The organism is Micromonospora sp. RV43 (assembly GCF_001029515.1).
In the GTDB taxonomy this organism is placed as follows: Bacteria; Actinomycetota; Actinomycetes; order Mycobacteriales; family Micromonosporaceae; genus Micromonospora; species Micromonospora aurantiaca.
On the sequence record NZ_LEKG01000116.1, the window covers coordinates 19,803 to 36,811 of the forward strand.

Below are 17,009 nucleotides of genomic sequence, written 5' to 3' on the forward strand. Positions count from 1 at the left end.
CGCCCCCGCGCGCGGAGGCCGGCGTCACGCGCGGAGGCCGGCGTCACGAGGGAGGGCGAGCTCAGGCGCGCGGACGGGTCATCGTCAGGACGGCGGTCAGGGACAGGAACGCGGCGCCGGCCAGGACCACCGCCATGGGCAGCGCGCTGCCCTCGCCGCCGAGCCCGACCAGCGGCGCGGCGAGCGCGCCGACCACCGACTGGATGCCGCCCATCAGCGCCGCAGCGGTGCCCGCGTGCCGGGCGTGCGCGTCCAGCGCCAGCGCGGTGCTGTTCGGCATCACCATGCCGAGCGAGCCGACGAAGGCGAACAGCGCCACCGCCGTCACGGCCAGGCTGCCGGCCAGCGCGCCGCTCAGCACGCCGACCGCGGTGACCAGGCCGACCACGAGCGTGGTGACCAGCAGCCGGCGCGGCGTGAACCGGTCGAGCAGCCGGGCGTTGGCCTGCCCGACCGCGACCAGGGCGAGCGCGTTGACGCCGAAGATCACGCTGAACACGGCCGCGGAGACGCCGAAGACGTCCTGGAATACGAACGACGACCCGGAGATGTACGCGAACAGCCCGGCGAACGCGAAGCCCTGCGTCAGCGCGTACCCGAGATAGACCCGGTCGGCGAGCAGCGACCGCATGGTCCGGACGGTGGCCCCCAGGCCACCGGTGCTGCGGCGCTCGGCCGGCAGCGTCTCCGGCAGGCGCAGCGCGACGGCCACGGCGAGCACCGCCCCGATGACGGCGAGCGCCACGAAGACCGCCCGCCACGAGCCGAACCGCAGCACCAGGCTGCCCACGCCCGGCGCCGCCACCGGTGCCACGCCGAAGACCAGGGTGAGCCGGGAGAAGTACTTCGCGGCGTCCCGTCCCGAGTAGAGGTCGCGGACCACCGCGCGGGCGACCACCACGCCCATGCCGCCGGCGACGCCCTGGGCGAACCGCGCGGCGGCCAGCAGCGGGGCGTTCGGCGCCGCGGCGCACGCCAGCGCCAGCACCGTGTACGCGACCACGCCGACCAGCACCGGACGGCGGCGCCCCCAGCGGTCACTGAGCGGACCGGTGACGAGCTGGCCCAGGGCGAGGCCGATCAGGCAGGTGGTCAGCGAGAGCTGGATGCCGGCCTGGTCGGCGCCGAGGTCGCGGGTCATGGCCGGGAACGCCGGCAGGTACATGTCCAGCGACAGCGGACCGATCGCGGTGAGCGTGCCGAGCAGCACCAGCAGCGTCACGCCGCCGGTGGACGCGGTGGTGCGGTCGGCGGCCGGGCGCGCGGCGGTCGGCGCGGCGTTGCTCACGAGTGGGTACCCCCTGGATCCGGTGCGTCCGGGTACCTTACATCTGTAGTCAGAACTATTGCGATGTGAGGCGGGTGACCCCCGTGGCGACGAACGAGCAGGTCGCGCGCGTCGGAGCGGTCGTGGGGGAGCTGCACCGCCTCCTGCGCCGCCGGACCGGGGCGCGCGTCGGACGAGACCCGCTGCCCGAGGCGCAGGTGGAGTTGCTGCTGCTGGTCCGGGAGACGCCGGGGATCAGCGGCAAGGAGGTGGCCCGGCGCCTCTGCACCGCGCCCAACACGGTGAGCACGCTGGTCCGCGACCTCACCGACGCCGGGCTGCTGGCCCGTGACCGCGACCCCGGCGACCGCCGGGTGCTGCGGCTGCGCGTGACCGAGGCCGCCCGGGCCCGGATGGCCGACTACGAGACCAACCGCGCCGCGCTGCTCGACGAGGCACTGGCCGAGCTGGACCCGGCGGCGCGGGAGGCGATCCTGGCCGCCGCCCCGCACCTCGACGCACTGCTCGGCGCCCTGCGGGGACACGCCCGCCCCGGGCCGGCCCCCGGAAACCCGGTGGCCGCGGCGCCGGCCCGCCCCGCATGATCACCGGATGGCCCTGCACCAGGACGAGATACCCGTGGACGACCAGGTCGTCCGGGCGCTGCTGGCCGGCCAGCGCCCCGAGTGGGCCGCGCTGCCGCTGACCCCGGCCGGGGCCGGGACCGACAACACGATGTACCGGCTCGGCGCCGACCTGCTCGTCCGGCTGCCGCGCACCGCCGAGAAGGCCGGTGCCCTGCGCAAGGAACAGCAGTGGCTGCCCCGGCTCGCGCCGCTGCTGCCGTACCGGGTGCCGGAACCGGTGTACGCCGGCGTCCCGGCCGACGCCTTCCCGCTGCCGTGGTCGGTGCAGCGGTGGATACCGGGCGACGAGGTCCGGTCCGGCACGGTCGAGGACTGGGCCGCCCTCGGCGCCGACCTGGCCGCGTTCGTCAGGCACCTGCACGCGACCGACCTGCTCGGCGCGACCCGCGCGGGCCCGCTCAGCGGATACCGCGGCGGCAGCCTCCATCCCTGCGACACGTGGATCTCCGCGGCGCTCGACGACTGCCGGAACCGGATCGGCGACGAGACGGACGTCGACACCCTGGACCGGCTCTGGCGGGACGCCCTCACCCTGCCCGAACCGGACGGCCCGCACGTCTGGCTGCACGGCGACCTCAAGCCCACCAACCTGCTGGTGCACGACGGCCGGCTGCGGGCGGTCATCGACTTCGGCGGCCTGACAGTCGGGCACCCCGACGCCGAACACGCGCCGATCTGGGACCTTCCGCCGCAGGCCCGGCACGCCTACCGGGAGGCGCTCGGCGTGGACGACGTGACCTGGGCGCGGGCCCGCGCCTGGGCACTCGGGGTGGCGGCCAGCGGCGTCTCCTACTACTGGGACACGTTCCCGGCGTTCGTCGCCGAGTGCCGCAACCGTCTCCGGGAGATCCTCGCCGACGCCGGCTGAGCCCGGGCGCCGGTCAGGCCGTGCCGTCCAGCTCCGCGTAGCCGCGGCGGGCAGCGATCAGGCCCGGCCGGGCGCCGAACGGCGACTCGGCCGCCACCCGCTCCGGCGGGGCGCTGCCGGTGTGCCCGGCGCGGATCAGCCACGCCTGCCGCGCGAGCTGCGCGTGCTGCTCGCGGACGAAGTCCACGCCGACCGGCTCGCCGTGGCCGGGCACCACCACCGTCGCGGGCGTGGTCAGCCGCAGCAGGTCGGCCAGCGCGTCCGGCCACTTCAGGGGGTACGACTCCTCGAACGCCGGTGGCCCGCTCTGCTCCACCAGGTCGCCGGCGACCAGCACGTCCGCGTCGGGCACGTGCACCACCAGATCGGCGTCGGTGTGCCCGTGCCCGGGATGGCGCAGCACCACCCGCCGGCCGCCGACGTCGAGCACCGTCTCCTCGTGCACCTCGTGCGTCGGCGCCCGCAGTTCGGTACGCGCCAGCTCCTCGGCCAGCGCCGGGTGGCCGGCACGCATCTCCTCGTACGCGGCGCGGCGCACCGCGTCGGACCGGTCCCGCAGCGCCGCCGCGGCCTGGGCCTGCGCGTAGATCGCGGTGTCCGGCCCGGCCAGCGTGGCGTTGCCGAAGCAGTGGTCGAAGTGGTGGTGCGTGTTCACGATCGTCCACGGGTACGGCGTCACCGCCCGCGCCGCCTCCGCCAGCTCCCGGGCCTGCCCGGCGGTCGAGAGCGTGTCCACGAGCAGCGCCGCGCCGTCACCGGCCACCAGCACGACGTTCACCGCGAGCGTCGGCTCGCGCAGCACGTGCACCCCGGCGGCGACCTCGGAGAACCCGGCCGTCATGACTGGCGCACGGCCCGCTCGACGAAGCGCTGCCGGTCGACGAGCACCCGCTCGACCCGGCCCTGCGCCGCCACGGTGGGCCCGTCGGTGACTGTCACGTCGAAGACGAGTCGCTTCCCGTCGACCTTCACCAGCTCGGCGTGGGCGGCCACGGTACGACCGACCGGCGTGGCCGCGCGGTGCTCCAGCTCCACCCGCACGCCGACAGTGGTCGACCCGGACGGCATCCGGGTCGCGGTGGCGGCCACCGTCGCGGCCTCGGCCAGCGCCAGCACCCGGGGTGTGCCGAGCACCGGCACGTCCCCGGAACCGACCGCCTGCGCGGTGTCGGCGTCGGTCACTGTGAGCTCGACCCGGGCGGTCAGGCCCGGCGTGAAGGGCGACTCCGGCTGCTCCTGCATGCGGCCGAGCCTAGTGCAGCCGACCCGCGGCCGTCCGGCGTCCGGGCCGCCGCCGGTCCGGTCACCACCGCCCGCCCGCATGCCCGCCCGTCGCCCGCCGTTAACCTTGTCCGCGATGGCCGAGCTGACACAATCTCCGACCCCCGCCCCCGACGCGACCACCGAATCGCCCGACGGTGGGCGCCGCCGTGTGATCGCGATGACCATCTGGGGCGTCGCCTTCGTCGTCGCCTGGCTCGCCATCGGCCTGCCCACCGACCCGGCGTACGCGTTCCTGTGGATCTGGGCCGGCACCGTCGCGTGGAACTCGGCCCGCCCGTGGCTCAGCCACCTGCGCTTCGCCCGGGACTGGATCCCGGTGGTGCTGCTGCTCGCCGCGTACAACCTGTCCCGCGGGTTCGCCGACAACGGCGCCACCCCGCACGCGATGGAGCTGATCGTCGCCGACCGCTTCCTCACCGGATGGCTCACCGGCGGCGAGGTGCCGACGATCTGGCTCCAGGAGCGCCTGTACGACGCGTCCGAGGTGCGCTGGTGGGACGTGCTGGTGAGCTGGATCTACTTCTCGCACTTCGTGGCGACGTTCGCCGCCGCCGCGGTGCTGTGGATGCGCAACCGGCGGCGCTGGATCGCGTACATGTCGCGCTGGGGCTTCCTGTGCGCGGCCGGCCTGGTCACCTACTTCGCCTACCCGGCCGCGCCGCCGTGGTGGGCGGCGCAGAACGGCCTGCTCACCGAGGTCGCGCGGATCTCCACCCGGGGCTGGAAGGAGATCGGCATGCACGGCGCGGGCAACCTGCTCAACGCCGGGCAGATCGCCTCCAACCCGGTGGCCGCGATGCCGTCGCTGCACACCGCGTTCGCGCTGTTCGTGGTGCTGTTCTTCATGCGGTCGGTGCGCAAGCGCTGGTGGCCGCTGATGCTGGCGTATCCGCTGGCCATGACGTTCACGCTGATGTACAGCGGCGAGCACTACCTGATCGACGTGCTGGTCGGCTGGGCGTACGTGGGCATGACGTTCCTGGTGGTCGGCCTGGCCGAGCGCTGGTGGGCGGCGCGGCAGGCCCGGCGTGCCGGTGAGCCCGCCGTCGCCGCAGGTGCCCCGTCCGCCGACGGCGACACCGCCGCCGACACCCCGGACCGCGCCGCCGACGACCGGGACGCGGTGCCCGCCGAGCGCCGGTAGGCCCCCCGCCGCCGTCACGGGCGGCCGGGTCGTCTGCGCGCCGCCGTGGTTCGCCGTGGCGTCGCGGCCGCCGGGGTCAGCGGCCGCTGTCGGTACGGCGGGCGGCGCGCGACCGCTCGGTCAGCTCCGCGGCCAGCTCCCACGCGTCGGCCAGATCCCGGTCGACAGCCGCCGCCCCGGCCCCACCGGCGGTGTCCGCGTGCACGGTGGCCAGCCGCAGCAGCCGCTGCACCGGGCCGCGGGTGACGCGCACGCTCTGGATCCGGGCGTACGGCACCAGTGTCAACTGCCTGGTCAGCAGCCCGGAGCGGGCCACGAAGACCCGCTCGTCGAGACCGGCGCCGACCACCTTGCGGCTCAGCGGGCGCAGCCACCGGGCCCGTGACGGGGGCGGTGTGGCGGGCAGCGCGTCCAGCCGTACGCCGGGCAGCACCTCCGCCACGACCATCGCGCCGGTGCCCGCGTCGCCGACCGGCAGCAGCCGGTCCGGGCGGTTGCGGTCGTCCGGCTCACCGGCCGAGTAGCCGGCCACCTCCAGCCGCAGCCGCAACCACCCCTTCATCCGCCAGAGCAGCGGCCAGGTCGCCCGTACGGTCTGCACCCGGTGCAGCGGCACGGTCTGCATCCGCGTCTCCAGCAGCCCGTTGTGCACGCGCAGCGTGCCGTCGTCCCGGTCGAGCCGGAAGCTCCAGTCGTCGAGCACCCGGCGGATCGGTTGCAGCACCACGCCCGCCATCGCGGTGAGCGTGCTCGCCACCGCGATGAACGACCACGAGCCCTCGGAGAGGAACTGGGCGCCGACGAACACCAGGCCCAACGGCAGCAGGAACGCCTGCGGCGTGAGCAACTGGCTGATCAGCAGGTCCTGGTTGCGTACCGCGTGCAGCCGGCGCCCTTCCGGCACGGGCGCGACCGGCGCGCCGGGCTCGGCCGCCGGAACCGGCGCCGGGGCGGAGCGACCGGCCACCGCGAGCAGACGCTGCCGCAGCGCGGTGGCCTCGGCGACGCTGAGGTAGGCCAGGGGTGCCTCGGTCTTGCCCCCGCCGACCACCTCCAGCCGCAGCTCGGCCAGGCCGGTGAGCTGGGCCAGCAGCGGCCGGACCACCTCCACCGCCTGCAACCGCTCCAGCGGGATGGCCCGGGTACGCCGCCACAGCAGGCCCTCGTAGACCCGCAGCTCGCGGCCCACCAGGTGGTAGCCGGTGTTCCACCAGCTCACCACCGACAGCACCGTGGCGCCGAGCACGAAGACGGTGACCAGCACCGCGAACCAGCCGAACCCGACCCGCGACAGCGTCGACCAGGAGAGCCCGGCGATCACCACGACCAGCGACTTCGCGCCGTGCAGCGCCGGGCTGAGCGGATGCAGCCGCTGCCGGGGCTCCTCACCACCGGCGGGCGGCCCGGCCGCCGGACCCCACGGTCCCGGGTACGGCGGCAGCGGCGCGGGCCACGGCCCGGGCGCCGCGTCGGGTCCGGGCGGCGGCCCGTACCCGGGTGCCGCCGAGCCGGGCGGCCCGTAGCCGGGTGGCGGTGCGTACCCGGGAGGTGGCCCGTACCCGGTCGGAGGTCCGTAGCCGGGCGGAGGCCCGTACCCGGATGGTGGTCCGGGGACGGGCGGCGGTCCGTATCCCGGCGCGGGCGGCCACGGATACCCGTTGGGCTGCTGACCCGGAGCCGGTGGCTGCGCCGCGTCGGCCGGCGTGGGCGGGCCGGGCGTCGGCTCGGGCCGGTCGTCGTGGGGCGGCGGGGCGCCGGAGTCGCTCCGTTCGCTCACAGGCCCTCCGCCCGGTCCTCGCCCAGAGCGGTCAGCCGGTCGCGCAGCCGGGACGCCTCGGCCGGACGCAGGCCGGGCACCCGTGCGTCGCTCGCGGCCGCGGCCGTATGCAATTGCACGGTGGCGAGGTCGAAGGCGCGCTCCAGCGGACCCGCGCTCACATCGACGAACTGCATCCGCGAGTACGGCACGATGGACAACCGCCGCACCAGCAGGCCGTGCCGCACGAGCAGATCGTCGTCGCGCTCGGCGTACCCCCAGGCGCGGACCGCCCGCACGATGGTGACCGACCGCCAGACGCCCATCAGCACCGCCACGCCGACGGCGGCGCCGAGCAGCCAGTGCCCGGACAGCGCCCAGGCCACGCCGAGCACCACGAGCGCCACGGCCAGCCCGATGCCGAGCCGGATCAGCTCCACCCAGATCAGGTCGCGGGAGATCGGCTGCCAGCGGACCGTGTCCGGCCAGGGCTCCAACGCGCTGCGCGAGGCGGGCGGGAGGCCGGCCGGGCCGTCACCGCTCACCGGGAGGACCTGCCGTGCTCGCCGCCGGTACGGGCTCGGGTCATCTGCTCGCTCACGCTTCGAGCGTAGGCGATCAGGGCAGCGGGACCACCTCGCGGAGGAAGCCGCGTGCGTCGAGGAAGTCACCGAGGGAGCCCCGGTGGTCCGGGCAGGCCAGCCAGGTCTTGCGCCGGTCGGGCGCGTGCAGGCGGGGATTGTGCCAGCGGAGCTGGAAGGCGGCGGGCGCGCGACACCCCCGCGCCGAGCAGATCAGCGTCTCGTCCGGGGTGGTGGGAGTCGTCACCGGGGCGAGTCTAGAGGCCGCACGCCGGGAGTTTTAGCGCCGGGCGGCCACGGGGGGAGCCGCCCGGCGACGGGGTGAATCGTACACACTGCGGACCCCTTGTTGTCCACCCGTGTTCAGCGTTTCCCGCGCGGCGGGACGGCGTGGCCGGACGGCGCGGCGAAAATCGTGCCTCTCCCACCCTCGGCTCTCAGCGAGGCATGACAGTCTTGATACGCACCACGCCGCGACGACGAACCTGCTGTGGAGGACCGGTGGCCCAGCCGACCACACCCGACGTGCCGAACCCGACCGAGGTGGCGCCGGACGCGCCGCCCCCGGCGGGCACCACCCCGGCACAGGACGCCACGCTGCTGGAGCGGGCGCTGTTCGAGACCAAGCGGGTGATCGTCGGCCAGGACCGGATGGTCGAGCGGATGTTCGTCGCGCTGCTGGCGCGCGGTCACTGCCTGCTGGAGGGCGTGCCGGGGGTGGCCAAGACGCTCGCCGTGGAGACCCTGGCCCGGGTCGTCGGCGGCTCGTTCGCCCGGGTCCAGTTCACCCCCGACCTGGTGCCCGCCGACATCATGGGCACCCGGATCTACCGGCAGTCCAGCGAGAAGTTCGACGTCGAGCTGGGCCCGGTCTTCGTCAACTTCCTGCTCGCCGACGAGATCAACCGCGCGCCCGCCAAGGTCCAGTCGGCGCTGCTGGAGGTGATGAGCGAGCGGCAGGTCTCCATCGGCGGCGAGAGCCACCCGGTGCCCGACCCGTTCCTGGTGATGGCCACCCAGAACCCGATCGAGCAGGAGGGCGTCTACCCGCTGCCGGAGGCACAGCGGGACCGGTTCCTCATGAAGATCGTCGTGGGCTACCCGACCGACGCCGAGGAGCGCGAGATCGTCTACCGGATGGGCGTGGCACCGCCCGAGCCGGCCCGGGTGTTCGACACCCCGGACCTGGTCGCCCTCCAGCACAAGGCCGACCAGGTGTTCGTGCACAACGCGCTGGTCGACTACGCGGTCCGGCTGGTGCTCGCCACCCGGGCGCCGGCCGAGCACGGCATGCCCGACGTGGCTCAGCTCATCCAGTACGGCGCCAGCCCGCGCGCGTCGCTCGGGCTGGTCCGGGCCACCCGCGCGCTGGCGCTGCTGCGCGGGCGGGACTACGCGCTGCCGCAGGACGTGCAGGACATCGCGCCGGACATCCTGCGCCACCGGCTGGTGCTCAGCTACGACGCGCTCGCCGACGACGTACCGGCCGACCACATCGTGCACCGGGTGATGTCGACCATCCCGCTGCCCGCCGTCGCGCCCCGCCAGCAGGCCACACCGCAGCCACCGGCCGTCCCGCACAACGGATGGCCCGGGCAGCGGCCGTGACCTCGCCCACCCCGCTGAGCGCCGCCGGCGACCGCTCGGGGGCCGCGCTGGCCCGGCTCCAGCTCATGGTCACCCGCAAGCTGGACGGGCTGCTCCAGGGCGACTACGCCGGGCTGCTGCCCGGACCGGGCAGCGAGGCGGGGGAGTCCCGGGAGTACCGGCCCGGCGACGACGTGCGCCGGATGGACTGGCCCGTCACCGCCCGCACCACCATGCCGCACGTCCGGCGTACGGTGGCCGACCGCGAACTGGAGACCTGGCTGGCCGTCGACATGTCGGCCAGCCTGGACTTCGGCACCGGCCGGTGGCTCAAGCGGGACGTGGCGGTCGCCGCGGTCGCCGCGCTGGCCCACCTCACCGTGCGGGGCGGCAACCGGATCGGCGCGGTGGTCGGCACCGGCGGACCGGGGACGATGCTGCGGCTGCCCGCCCGCTCCGGCCGCAAGGAGGCCCAGGGGCTGCTGCGGGCGGTCGCCGGCGCCGAGATCCGGCCCGGCCGCAGCGACCTCGGCGCGCTCGTCGACATGCTCAACCGCCCGCCCCGGCGGCGCGGCGTGGCGGTGGTGATCTCCGACTTCCTCGCGCCGCCGCAGCAGTGGGGCCGGCCGCTGCGTAAGCTGCGGGTCCGCCACGACGTGCTGGCCGTCGAGGTGGTCGATCCGCGGGAACTGGAACTGCCCGACGTGGGGGTGCTGCCGGTGGTCGACCCGGAGAGCGGTGAACTGCACGAGGTGCAGACCGCCGACCCGGGCCTGCGCCGCCGGTACGCCGAGGCGGCGGCCGCCCAGCGCGGGGCGATCGCCGCCGAGCTGCGCGCCGCGGGCGCGGCCCACCTGCGCCTGCGTACCGACCGAGACTGGCTGCTGGACATGGTGCGTTTCGTCGCCGCGCAGCGGCACGCCCGCACCAGAGGGACGACGCGATGATCCGTTTTCTGCAACCGTGGTGGCTGCTCGCCGTGCTGCCGGTGCTCGCCCTCGCCGCCGCGTACGTCTGGCGGCAACTGCACCGCCGGCAGTACGCGCTGCGGTTCACCAACGTCGACCTGCTGCGTACCGTCGCGCCCAAGGGACTGGGCTGGCGGCGGCACGTCGCGGCCACCGCGTTCCTGCTCTGCCTGCTGGTGCTGGCGACCGGGCTGGCCCGGCCGGCGATCGACACCCGGGAGCCGCTGGAGCGGGCCACGGTGATGCTCGCCATCGACGTGTCGTTGTCGATGCAGGCCGACGACGTGTCGCCGAACCGCCTGGAGGCGGCCCAGGAGGCTGCGAAGCAGTTCGTCGGCGAGCTGCCGGAGAGCTACAACCTGGGGCTCGTCTCGTTCGCCAAGTCGGCGAACGTCCTGGTGCCGCCGACCAAGGACCGGGCCGCCGTCACCACCGCCATCGACGGGCTGGTGCTGGCCGAGGCGACCGCCACCGGCGAGGCGGTCTTCACCTGCCTGGAGGCGATCCGCTCGGTGCCGGCCGACGGCGCCGCCGGCATCCCGCCGGCCCGGATCGTGCTGCTGTCCGACGGCTACCGCACGTCGGGCCGCTCGGTCGAGGAGGCCGCCGCGGCGGCGCAGGCGGCGAACGTGCCGGTGTCCACAATCGCGTTCGGCACCGACTCCGGGCAGGTCGACATCGGCGGGCAGCTCCAGCGGGTGCCGGTGGACCGCACCGCGCTGTCCCAGCTCGCGGAGACCACGCAGGGCTTCTTCTACGAGGCCGCGTCGGCCAGCGAACTGAAGCAGGTCTACCAGGACATGGGCAGCTCGATCGGCTACCGGACCGAGCCGCGCGAGATCACCCAGTGGTACGCGGGGATCGCGTTGCTGCTGGCGCTGTGCGCGGGCGGGCTGAGTCTGCTCTGGACGTCCCGGCTGGTCTGAGCCGGAACCGGCCGGCGGTGGTCAGTGACCGCCGCCGGCCAGCACGAACAGGACGGCCACCCAGACGGCGGCGAGGGTGAAGCCCAGCGGGGCGACGTAACGGCTCATGAGTGTGCTCCGTGGCGACGGTCGGCCGGTGAGGGCCGTGGAGGGTCGGGGCGTACGCGCACGAAGTCGTGACCGGGTGCTCCGCCGCGCGGCAGGCCACACCCCGGCGTGGTCGCCGGGAAGCGGATGCGGTGCGGAGGGCGGGAAGCGGGTCAGCCGGGTGGACCGAGCCGTGGCTCAGCGGGGCTGACGGTGGGCCCGGCCACGACTGGGAGGATCGCTATCTCGCACAGCGATCACCTCCTGCGGTCGGCGGGGCCCGGAGCGGGCACGGAGCGGCCCGTAGACGCGATCATCGTACACCGGGGGTGTGGGTGTCGCGCGCGCGGCCGGCAGCCTCCGCGGACCCCCGCCGACGTCGGCCGGGGTGGGCCCTGTGACCTGCGCGGGTTAGCGCTTACCTGTCGGTAACCCCTAGGCTCCGACCGACCGAGAGATCACTGGAGCAGAGGGGGATCCGTGGCCCGAACCGTGCTGGTGACCGGCGGGAACCGGGGGATCGGCCTGGCCATCGCGCAGGCGTTCGCCAAGCAGGGCGACCGGGTGGCGGTGACGTACCGGAGCGGCGAGGCTCCCGACGGCCTGTTCGGGGTGCGGTGCGACGTGACCGACGCCGAGTCGGTCGACGCCGCGTTCACCGCGATCGAGGCCGAACTCGGCCCGGTGGAGGTGCTGGTCGCCAACGCCGGCATCACCGACGACACGCTGATCATGCGGATGTCCGAGGAGCAGTTCGCGCGCGTCCTCGACACCAACCTGACCGGCTCGTTCCGGGTCGCCAAGCGGGCCTCGACGAAGATGCTCCGCGGCCGCTGGGGCCGGATGATCTTCATTTCCTCGGTGGTCGGCCTCTCCGGCGGCGCGGGCCAGGTCAACTATGCGGCCAGCAAGGCCGGCCTGGTCGGCGTGGCCCGCTCGATCACCCGCGAGCTGGGCACCCGCAACATCACCGCGAACGTGGTGGCGCCCGGCTTCATCGACACCGACATGACAGCGGGCCTGCCCGAGGAGCGCAAGGCGGAGATCCGCAAGTCGATCCCGGCCGGCCGGATGGCCACCCCGGACGAGGTCGCGGGCGTCGTCACCTGGCTCGCCTCGGACGCGGCCGGATACGTCACCGGCGCCGTCATCCCGGTCGACGGCGGCCTCGGCATGGGCCACTGAGCAGAGCACGGAGGAGACACGCAATGTCCGGACTTCTCGCCGGTAAGCGGCTGCTGGTCACCGGCGTCATCACCGACGCGTCGATCGCCTTCTCGGTGGCGAAGCTCGCCCAGGAGAACGGCGCCCAGGTCGTGCTCACCGGCTACGGCCGGCTCTCCCTGGTGGAGCGGATCGCCAAGCGGCTGCCCGAGCCGGCGCCCGTGATCGAGCTGGACGTCAGCAACGAGGAGCATCTGGCCGGGCTGGCCGACAAGGTGCGCGAGCACGTCGACGGCCTGGACGGCGTCGTGCACTCGATCGGGTTCGCCCCGCAGAGCTGCCTCGGCGGCGGTTTCCTCGACGCCCCCTGGGCGGACGTGGCGACAGCGCTCCAGGTCTCCACCTACTCGTACAAGTCCCTCGCCATGGCCGCGCTGCCGCTGATGTCCGCCGGGGGCGCCGTGGTGGGTCTCACGTTCGACGCCACCAAGGCGTGGCCGGTCTACGACTGGATGGGCGTGGCCAAGGCCGGGCTGGAGTCCGCCTCCCGCTATCTGGCGCTGCACCTGGGCAAGCAGGGCATCCGCAGCAACCTGGTCGCGGCCGGCCCGCTGCGGACCATCGCGGCCAAGTCCATCCCCGGCTTCGACCGGTTCGAGGACGCCTGGACCGAGCGCGCCCCGCTGGGCTGGAACCTCACCGACCAGGAGCCCGCCGCGCGGGCCTGCCTGGCGCTGCTGTCCGACTGGTTCCCGGCCACCACCGGCGAGATCGTCCACGTCGACGGCGGCTACCACGCCATCGGCGCCTGAGATGTAAGGAAGGGCCCCTTCTTAACGCCTCGTGCAGCGGAAGGGGCCCTTCTTAACACGTCGCGGCCCGGGTGGTCACCACACCGACCAGGGGGCGTCGCCACGCCGTGACGGCGGGCGAGGAAGAATGGCCCCATGGCGTACGACGCGTTGATGCTGGTCTCCTTCGGTGGCCCGGAGCGGCCCGAGGACGTTCTCCCGTTCCTCCAGAACGTGACCCGGGGGCGGGGGGTGCCCCCGGAGCGACTCGCCGAGGTCGCCGAGCACTACCTGCACTTCGGCGGGGTGTCGCCGATCAACCAGCAGTGCCGCGACCTGCTCGCCGCGATCCGCGAGGACTTCGCCGCCAACGGCGTCGACCTCCCGGTCTACTGGGGCAACCGCAACTGGGATCCGATGCTCGCCGACACCGTCGCGCGGATGCGCGACGACGGGATCACCCGGGCGCTGGCGTTCGTGACGAGCGCGTACGGCGGCTACTCGTCCTGCCGGCAGTACCAGGAGGACATCGCCTCGGCCCGCGCCGCGGTCGGCCCGGACGCCCCGCTGATCGAGAAGCTGCGCCAGTTCTGGGATCACCCCGGCTTCATCGAGCCGCACGCCGACGCGGTCCGCGCCGCGCTGGCCCAGCTCGACCCGGCGAAGCGGGACAGCACCCGGCTGGTCTTCACCGCGCACTCCGTACCGATGTCGGCGGCGGCCACCGCCGGCCCGCACGGCGGCCGCTACACCGCCCAGCTCGAGGAGGTCGCCCGGCTGGTGCACGCCGCGGCCGCGCCCGACCTGGCGTACGACCTGGTCTGGCAGAGCCGGTCCGGGCCGCCGCAGGTGCCGTGGCTGGAGCCGGACGTCAACGACCACCTGGCCACGCTGCCCGAGCAGGGCGTGACGAGCGTGGTGGTCAGCCCGATCGGGTTCGTCTCCGACCACCTGGAGGTGGTGTGGGACCTGGACACCGAGGCGCTGGAGACGGCCAAGCAGCTCGGCCTGGACTTCGTCCGCGCCGGCACCCCGGGGGTCGACCCGCGGTTCGTGGCGATGGTCCGCGAGCTGGTCGGAGAGCGCACCGCCCCGGACGGGGAGCGGCTGCGCCGCCGCCTCGGCGAGCTGCCCGCCTGGGACACCTGCCCGGCGTTGTGCTGCGTGCCCCCGGCCCGCCGGCCCTGAGCCCGACCCGACGACACCCCTGGGGACGACACGATGCTTGACCGCAAGCCGGTGCAGAGCTGGCTCACCGACATGGACGGCGTGCTGGTGCACGAGGGGCAGCCGGTGCCCGGTGCCCCGGAGTTCGTCAAGAAGCTGCGCGCCTCCGGCAAGCCGTTCCTGGTGCTGACGAACAACTCCATCTACACCCCGCGCGACCTCCAGGCCCGGCTGGCCCGGATGGGGCTGGACGTGCCGGAGGAGGCGATCTGGTCCTCGGCGCTGGCCACCGCCCAGTTCCTGGCCGACCAGCGGCCGGGCGGCACCGCGTACGTGATCGGTGAGGCCGGCCTGACCACGGCGCTGCACGCGGTGGGGTACATCCTGAGCGACTTCGCCCCGGACTACGTGGTGCTGGGGGAGACGCGCACCTACAGCTTCGAGGCGATAACCAAGGCGATCCGGCTGATCAACGACGGCGCCCGGTTCATCTGCACCAACCCTGACGCCACCGGCCCGTCGGTGGAGGGCGCGTTGCCGGCTGCCGGTTCGGTGGCGGCGATGATCTCGAAGGCGACAGGCGTCGACCCGTACTTCGTGGGCAAGCCCAACCCGATGATGATGCGCTCGGCGCTGAACACCATCGACGCGCACTCCGAGTCGACCGCGATGATCGGCGACCGGATGGACACCGACATCCTGTGCGGCCTGGAGGCCGGACTGGAGACGATCCTGGTGCTCACCGGCATCAGCAGCCGGACCGAGGCGGAGCGGTACCCGTACCGTCCGTCGCGGATCGTCGACTCGGTGGCCGACCTGATCGACGAGGTCTGAGCCGGGGGTCTGCGGTGCTAGAGCCGCAGCGGCGCGTTGCAGGCGGCCACCAGGGCCTGCCGGCACGCGGTGGTGAGCGGACGCAGCGCCGCGTCCCGCTGCTGCGCCTCGTAGGTGTTGACCGCGCCGCCCGGTGCGCTCTCCCCGGCCAGCGCGAGCACCCGGTCCAGTACCGCGGCGCGGGCGAACAGGCGGCGGGCCCGCGGATCGAAGCCGGGCGGCAGGTCGGTGGCGCCGTCCGGGCGGCGCAGCGCGGCGAGCGCACCGGCCAGCTCCGGCCGCCACTGCGCGACGTCCAGCCGGGTCAGCGTCGCGGTGGTCTCGGCCAGCACGGCGGCGAGTTCGGCCTCGGCCTCCGCCGCACCCGGGGTGGCGAGCGACGCCTTCGGTGCGTCCGCCGGCAGCGGATGGACCCGCCAGAGCACCGTCTCCCAGGTCATCCCCGAGCCGGACGTGTGCGTACGGACCTCGGGCACCAGCCCCATCCCGCTCGCCACCACCGCCTCGCCCGCCACCAGCGCCGCCCCGGCGAATGCGCCCGGGCCGGGCAGGCCGCGCGGGTCGCCGGGCGCGGGCAGCACCAGGCGGATGTCGTCGGGTGAATGCTTGGCGAGGCTGGGCAGGGCCTCCCGCAGCGACACGTCGGTCCAGGTGCCGGGGGCGTCGGCGACGAGGTGCTCCTCGTCGCCGGCGACGGCGTCGGCCACCTCGTCGAACGGCACCAGGCCGGCTCGCCAGGCACGCACCCAGGCGACGAACCGGCTCGACCGGCGCGCAGCCAGCGTGGCCGCGCCCGTTGCGGGGGAGGACATGCGGAAAGGGTACGTGCTCCGCGCCGCTGCTGTCTCGGCTGCCGCACCGGCGGCGCGACCTGGCCCCAACTACCCCCTTCGCACCGTTTCGTGCCGACGGATGACGGCCCGGTCGGCGCGTCGCCGGGCGACACGCCGGGGCACTGGTTAGCGTCAGCGGCATGGCGGGGCGATACGACGGGGACGTGCTGGCCGGCGACTGGCGACGACGGAAGGTGACCCCCGAGGTCGACGCCGAATCCGACCTGGTGGTCGAGGACGCCGACTCCGGATTCTGCGGCGCCGTCGTCGGCTTCGACTCCGGCGCGGTGGTGCTGGAGGACCGGCACGGCCGGCGGCGCAACTTCCCGCTGCTGCCCGCCGCGTTCCTGCTCGACGGCAAGCCGGTCACGCTACGACGGCCGGTCCGCGTCCCGGTGCCCGCCGCGCGCCGGCGTACCGCGTCCGGGTCGATCGCTGTGGACGGCGTACGGGCGCAGGTCGCCAAGGCCAGCCGGATCTGGGTGGAGGGCGTGCACGACGCCGCGCTGGTCGAGCGGATCTGGGGCGACGACCTGCGCATCGAGGGCGTGGTGGTGGAACCGCTGGACGGCATCGACGCGCTCGCCGACGAGGTGCGCGCGTTCGGCCCCGGCCCGGGGCACCGGCTCGGCGTGCTCGTCGACCACCTCGTGCCCGGCTCGAAGGAGAGCCGCATCGTGGCCCGCGTGAACTCGCCGCACGTGCTGGTGACCGGGCACCCGTACGTCGACGTGTGGCAGGCGGTACGCCCGGCGGCGCTCGGTATCGCGGCGTGGCCCGTGGTGCCTCCGGGGCGGCCCTGGAAGGAGGGCGTCTGCGCGGCGCTCGGTGTGGGCGAGCCGGCCGACATGTGGCGGCACATCCTGTCCCGGGTGGACAGCTTCGCCGACGTGGAGACGCCGCTGATCAACGCGATGGAGCGCCTGATCGATTTCGTCACCGAGCCCGGGTGATCAGTCGCTGCCCGGTCGTGGTCGCTCTCCGGGCTGTGCTTGCTGTCAGGGTTGTGGTTGCGGTTGGGGTCCGGGGGCGACCGTGCCCGGCTCCGGACGGTCAGGCTTGATCCCTGCGCCGGTCACGGTCGCCCCCGGACCCGTCGTGGGTC

The 17,009-nt window shown here is 74.5% G+C and carries 18 protein-coding genes; 11 read left to right on the top strand and 7 right to left on the bottom strand.

All coding sequences use genetic code 11. The features are described from left to right. Positions 1-61: 61 nt before the first annotated feature. Positions 62-1,288, bottom strand: coding sequence for a multidrug effflux MFS transporter (locus tag ABD52_RS24720; RefSeq protein WP_047893412.1), 1,227 nt, complete (start codon positions 1,286-1,288; stop codon positions 62-64). A gap of 83 nt (positions 1,289-1,371) precedes the next feature. Here ABD52_RS24720 and ABD52_RS24725 point away from each other — a divergent pair, with 83 nt between their 5' ends. Then, positions 1,372-1,872 (top strand): MarR family winged helix-turn-helix transcriptional regulator, encoded by a 501-nt coding sequence (locus ABD52_RS24725; RefSeq protein ID WP_013475937.1) that lies wholly within the window; start codon positions 1,372-1,374, stop codon positions 1,870-1,872. A gap of 7 nt (positions 1,873-1,879) precedes the next feature. After that, the gene (locus ABD52_RS24730; protein WP_047893413.1) at positions 1,880-2,782 is read left to right on the top strand and encodes an aminoglycoside phosphotransferase family protein; all 903 of its coding nucleotides are present in this window, start codon (positions 1,880-1,882) and stop codon (positions 2,780-2,782) included. 13 nt (positions 2,783-2,795) lie between these two features. Here the strand turns inward: ABD52_RS24730 and ABD52_RS24735 are convergent, their stop codons facing one another. After that, a complete protein-coding gene (locus ABD52_RS24735) occupies positions 2,796-3,623 on the bottom strand; it encodes an MBL fold metallo-hydrolase (protein WP_013475939.1) in 828 nt (275 codons plus the stop codon). After that, positions 3,620-4,024, bottom strand: coding sequence for a thioesterase family protein (locus ABD52_RS24740; protein ID WP_013287380.1), 405 nt, complete (start codon positions 4,022-4,024; stop codon positions 3,620-3,622). Before ABD52_RS24740 ends, ABD52_RS24735 begins: the two co-directional genes overlap by 4 nt. A gap of 115 nt (positions 4,025-4,139) precedes the next feature. Between ABD52_RS24740 and ABD52_RS24745 the strand changes: the two genes are divergently transcribed. Then, entirely contained in the window at positions 4,140-5,210 is a 1,071-nt protein-coding gene (locus tag ABD52_RS24745; RefSeq protein WP_047893414.1) for a phosphatase PAP2 family protein, read from the top strand. Between the two features lie 76 nt (positions 5,211-5,286). Here ABD52_RS24745 and ABD52_RS24750 read toward each other — a convergent pair whose 3' ends face one another. The 3 genes from ABD52_RS24750 to ABD52_RS24760 form a co-directional block, all read right to left on the bottom strand. After that, positions 5,287-6,651, bottom strand: coding sequence for a PH domain-containing protein (locus ABD52_RS24750; protein ID WP_047893420.1), 1,365 nt, complete (start codon positions 6,649-6,651; stop codon positions 5,287-5,289). 332 nt (positions 6,652-6,983) lie between these two features. Next, the gene (locus ABD52_RS24755; protein ID WP_013287377.1) at positions 6,984-7,511 is read right to left on the bottom strand and encodes a PH domain-containing protein; all 528 of its coding nucleotides are present in this window, start codon (positions 7,509-7,511) and stop codon (positions 6,984-6,986) included. A gap of 73 nt (positions 7,512-7,584) precedes the next feature. Next, positions 7,585-7,794, bottom strand: a complete 210-nt coding sequence (locus ABD52_RS24760) for a hypothetical protein (RefSeq protein ID WP_013287376.1) — start codon at positions 7,792-7,794, stop codon at positions 7,585-7,587. Between the two features lie 254 nt (positions 7,795-8,048). Between ABD52_RS24760 and ABD52_RS24765 the strand changes: the two genes are divergently transcribed. The 7 genes from ABD52_RS24765 to ABD52_RS24800 all read left to right on the top strand — a co-directional run bounded on the left by ABD52_RS24765 (position 8,049) and on the right by ABD52_RS24800 (position 15,071). Then, positions 8,049-9,155, top strand: a complete 1,107-nt coding sequence (locus ABD52_RS24765) for a MoxR family ATPase (RefSeq protein ID WP_047893415.1) — start codon at positions 8,049-8,051, stop codon at positions 9,153-9,155. Further along, complete coding sequence (locus ABD52_RS24770) at positions 9,134-10,081, top strand: DUF58 domain-containing protein (RefSeq protein WP_047893416.1); 948 nt, start codon at positions 9,134-9,136, stop codon at positions 10,079-10,081. Before ABD52_RS24765 ends, ABD52_RS24770 begins: the two co-directional genes overlap by 22 nt. Next, positions 10,078-11,028, top strand: coding sequence for a VWA domain-containing protein (locus ABD52_RS24775; RefSeq protein WP_013287373.1), 951 nt, complete (start codon positions 10,078-10,080; stop codon positions 11,026-11,028). Before ABD52_RS24770 ends, ABD52_RS24775 begins: the two co-directional genes overlap by 4 nt. Before the next feature lie 567 nt (positions 11,029-11,595). Next, positions 11,596-12,300 (top strand): beta-ketoacyl-ACP reductase, encoded by a 705-nt coding sequence (gene fabG, locus ABD52_RS24785; protein WP_013287372.1) that lies wholly within the window; start codon positions 11,596-11,598, stop codon positions 12,298-12,300. 23 nt (positions 12,301-12,323) lie between these two features. Further along, positions 12,324-13,091 carry an enoyl-ACP reductase FabI gene (gene fabI / locus ABD52_RS24790; protein WP_013287371.1) on the top strand — a complete coding sequence of 256 codons (768 nt, stop codon included), beginning with the start codon at positions 12,324-12,326 and terminating at the stop codon, positions 13,089-13,091. A gap of 135 nt (positions 13,092-13,226) precedes the next feature. After that, the gene (locus ABD52_RS24795) at positions 13,227-14,258 is read left to right on the top strand and encodes a ferrochelatase (RefSeq protein ID WP_047893418.1); all 1,032 of its coding nucleotides are present in this window, start codon (positions 13,227-13,229) and stop codon (positions 14,256-14,258) included. 33 nt (positions 14,259-14,291) lie between these two features. Next, positions 14,292-15,071, top strand: a complete 780-nt coding sequence (locus ABD52_RS24800; protein WP_013287369.1) for an HAD-IIA family hydrolase — start codon at positions 14,292-14,294, stop codon at positions 15,069-15,071. 17 nt (positions 15,072-15,088) lie between these two features. Here ABD52_RS24800 and ABD52_RS24805 read toward each other — a convergent pair whose 3' ends face one another. Continuing rightward, positions 15,089-15,883, bottom strand: coding sequence for a hypothetical protein (locus ABD52_RS24805; RefSeq protein ID WP_013287367.1), 795 nt, complete (start codon positions 15,881-15,883; stop codon positions 15,089-15,091). Between the two features lie 161 nt (positions 15,884-16,044). On the opposite strand from ABD52_RS24805, the gene ABD52_RS24810 reads away from it, so the two are divergent. Beyond that, on the top strand, positions 16,045-16,857 hold the full coding sequence (locus tag ABD52_RS24810; RefSeq protein WP_047893419.1) for a DUF3097 domain-containing protein: 813 nt from the start codon (positions 16,045-16,047) through the stop codon (positions 16,855-16,857). Positions 16,858-17,009 lie beyond the last annotated feature (152 nt).

Bases quoted from the DNA above. Each gene is read 5' to 3' on its own strand.
- ABD52_RS24805 (WP_013287367.1), bottom strand. From the start codon at position 15,883: ATGTCCTCCCCCGCAACGGGCGCGGCCACGCTGGCTGCGCGCCGGTCG.
- ABD52_RS24745 (WP_047893414.1), top strand. From the start codon at position 4,140: ATGGCCGAGCTGACACAATCTCCGACCCCCGCCCCCGACGCGACCACC.
- ABD52_RS24775 (WP_013287373.1), top strand. From the start codon at position 10,078: ATGATCCGTTTTCTGCAACCGTGGTGGCTGCTCGCCGTGCTGCCGGTG.
- fabI (WP_013287371.1), top strand. From the start codon at position 12,324: ATGTCCGGACTTCTCGCCGGTAAGCGGCTGCTGGTCACCGGCGTCATC.
- ABD52_RS24795 (WP_047893418.1), top strand. From the start codon at position 13,227: ATGGCGTACGACGCGTTGATGCTGGTCTCCTTCGGTGGCCCGGAGCGG.
- ABD52_RS24735 (WP_013475939.1), bottom strand. From the start codon at position 3,623: ATGACGGCCGGGTTCTCCGAGGTCGCCGCCGGGGTGCACGTGCTGCGC.
- ABD52_RS24730 (WP_047893413.1), top strand. From the start codon at position 1,880: ATGGCCCTGCACCAGGACGAGATACCCGTGGACGACCAGGTCGTCCGG.
- ABD52_RS24740 (WP_013287380.1), bottom strand. From the start codon at position 4,024: ATGCAGGAGCAGCCGGAGTCGCCCTTCACGCCGGGCCTGACCGCCCGG.
- ABD52_RS24810 (WP_047893419.1), top strand. From the start codon at position 16,045: ATGGCGGGGCGATACGACGGGGACGTGCTGGCCGGCGACTGGCGACGA.
- ABD52_RS24770 (WP_047893416.1), top strand. From the start codon at position 9,134: ATGGCCCGGGCAGCGGCCGTGACCTCGCCCACCCCGCTGAGCGCCGCC.
- ABD52_RS24800 (WP_013287369.1), top strand. From the start codon at position 14,292: ATGCTTGACCGCAAGCCGGTGCAGAGCTGGCTCACCGACATGGACGGC.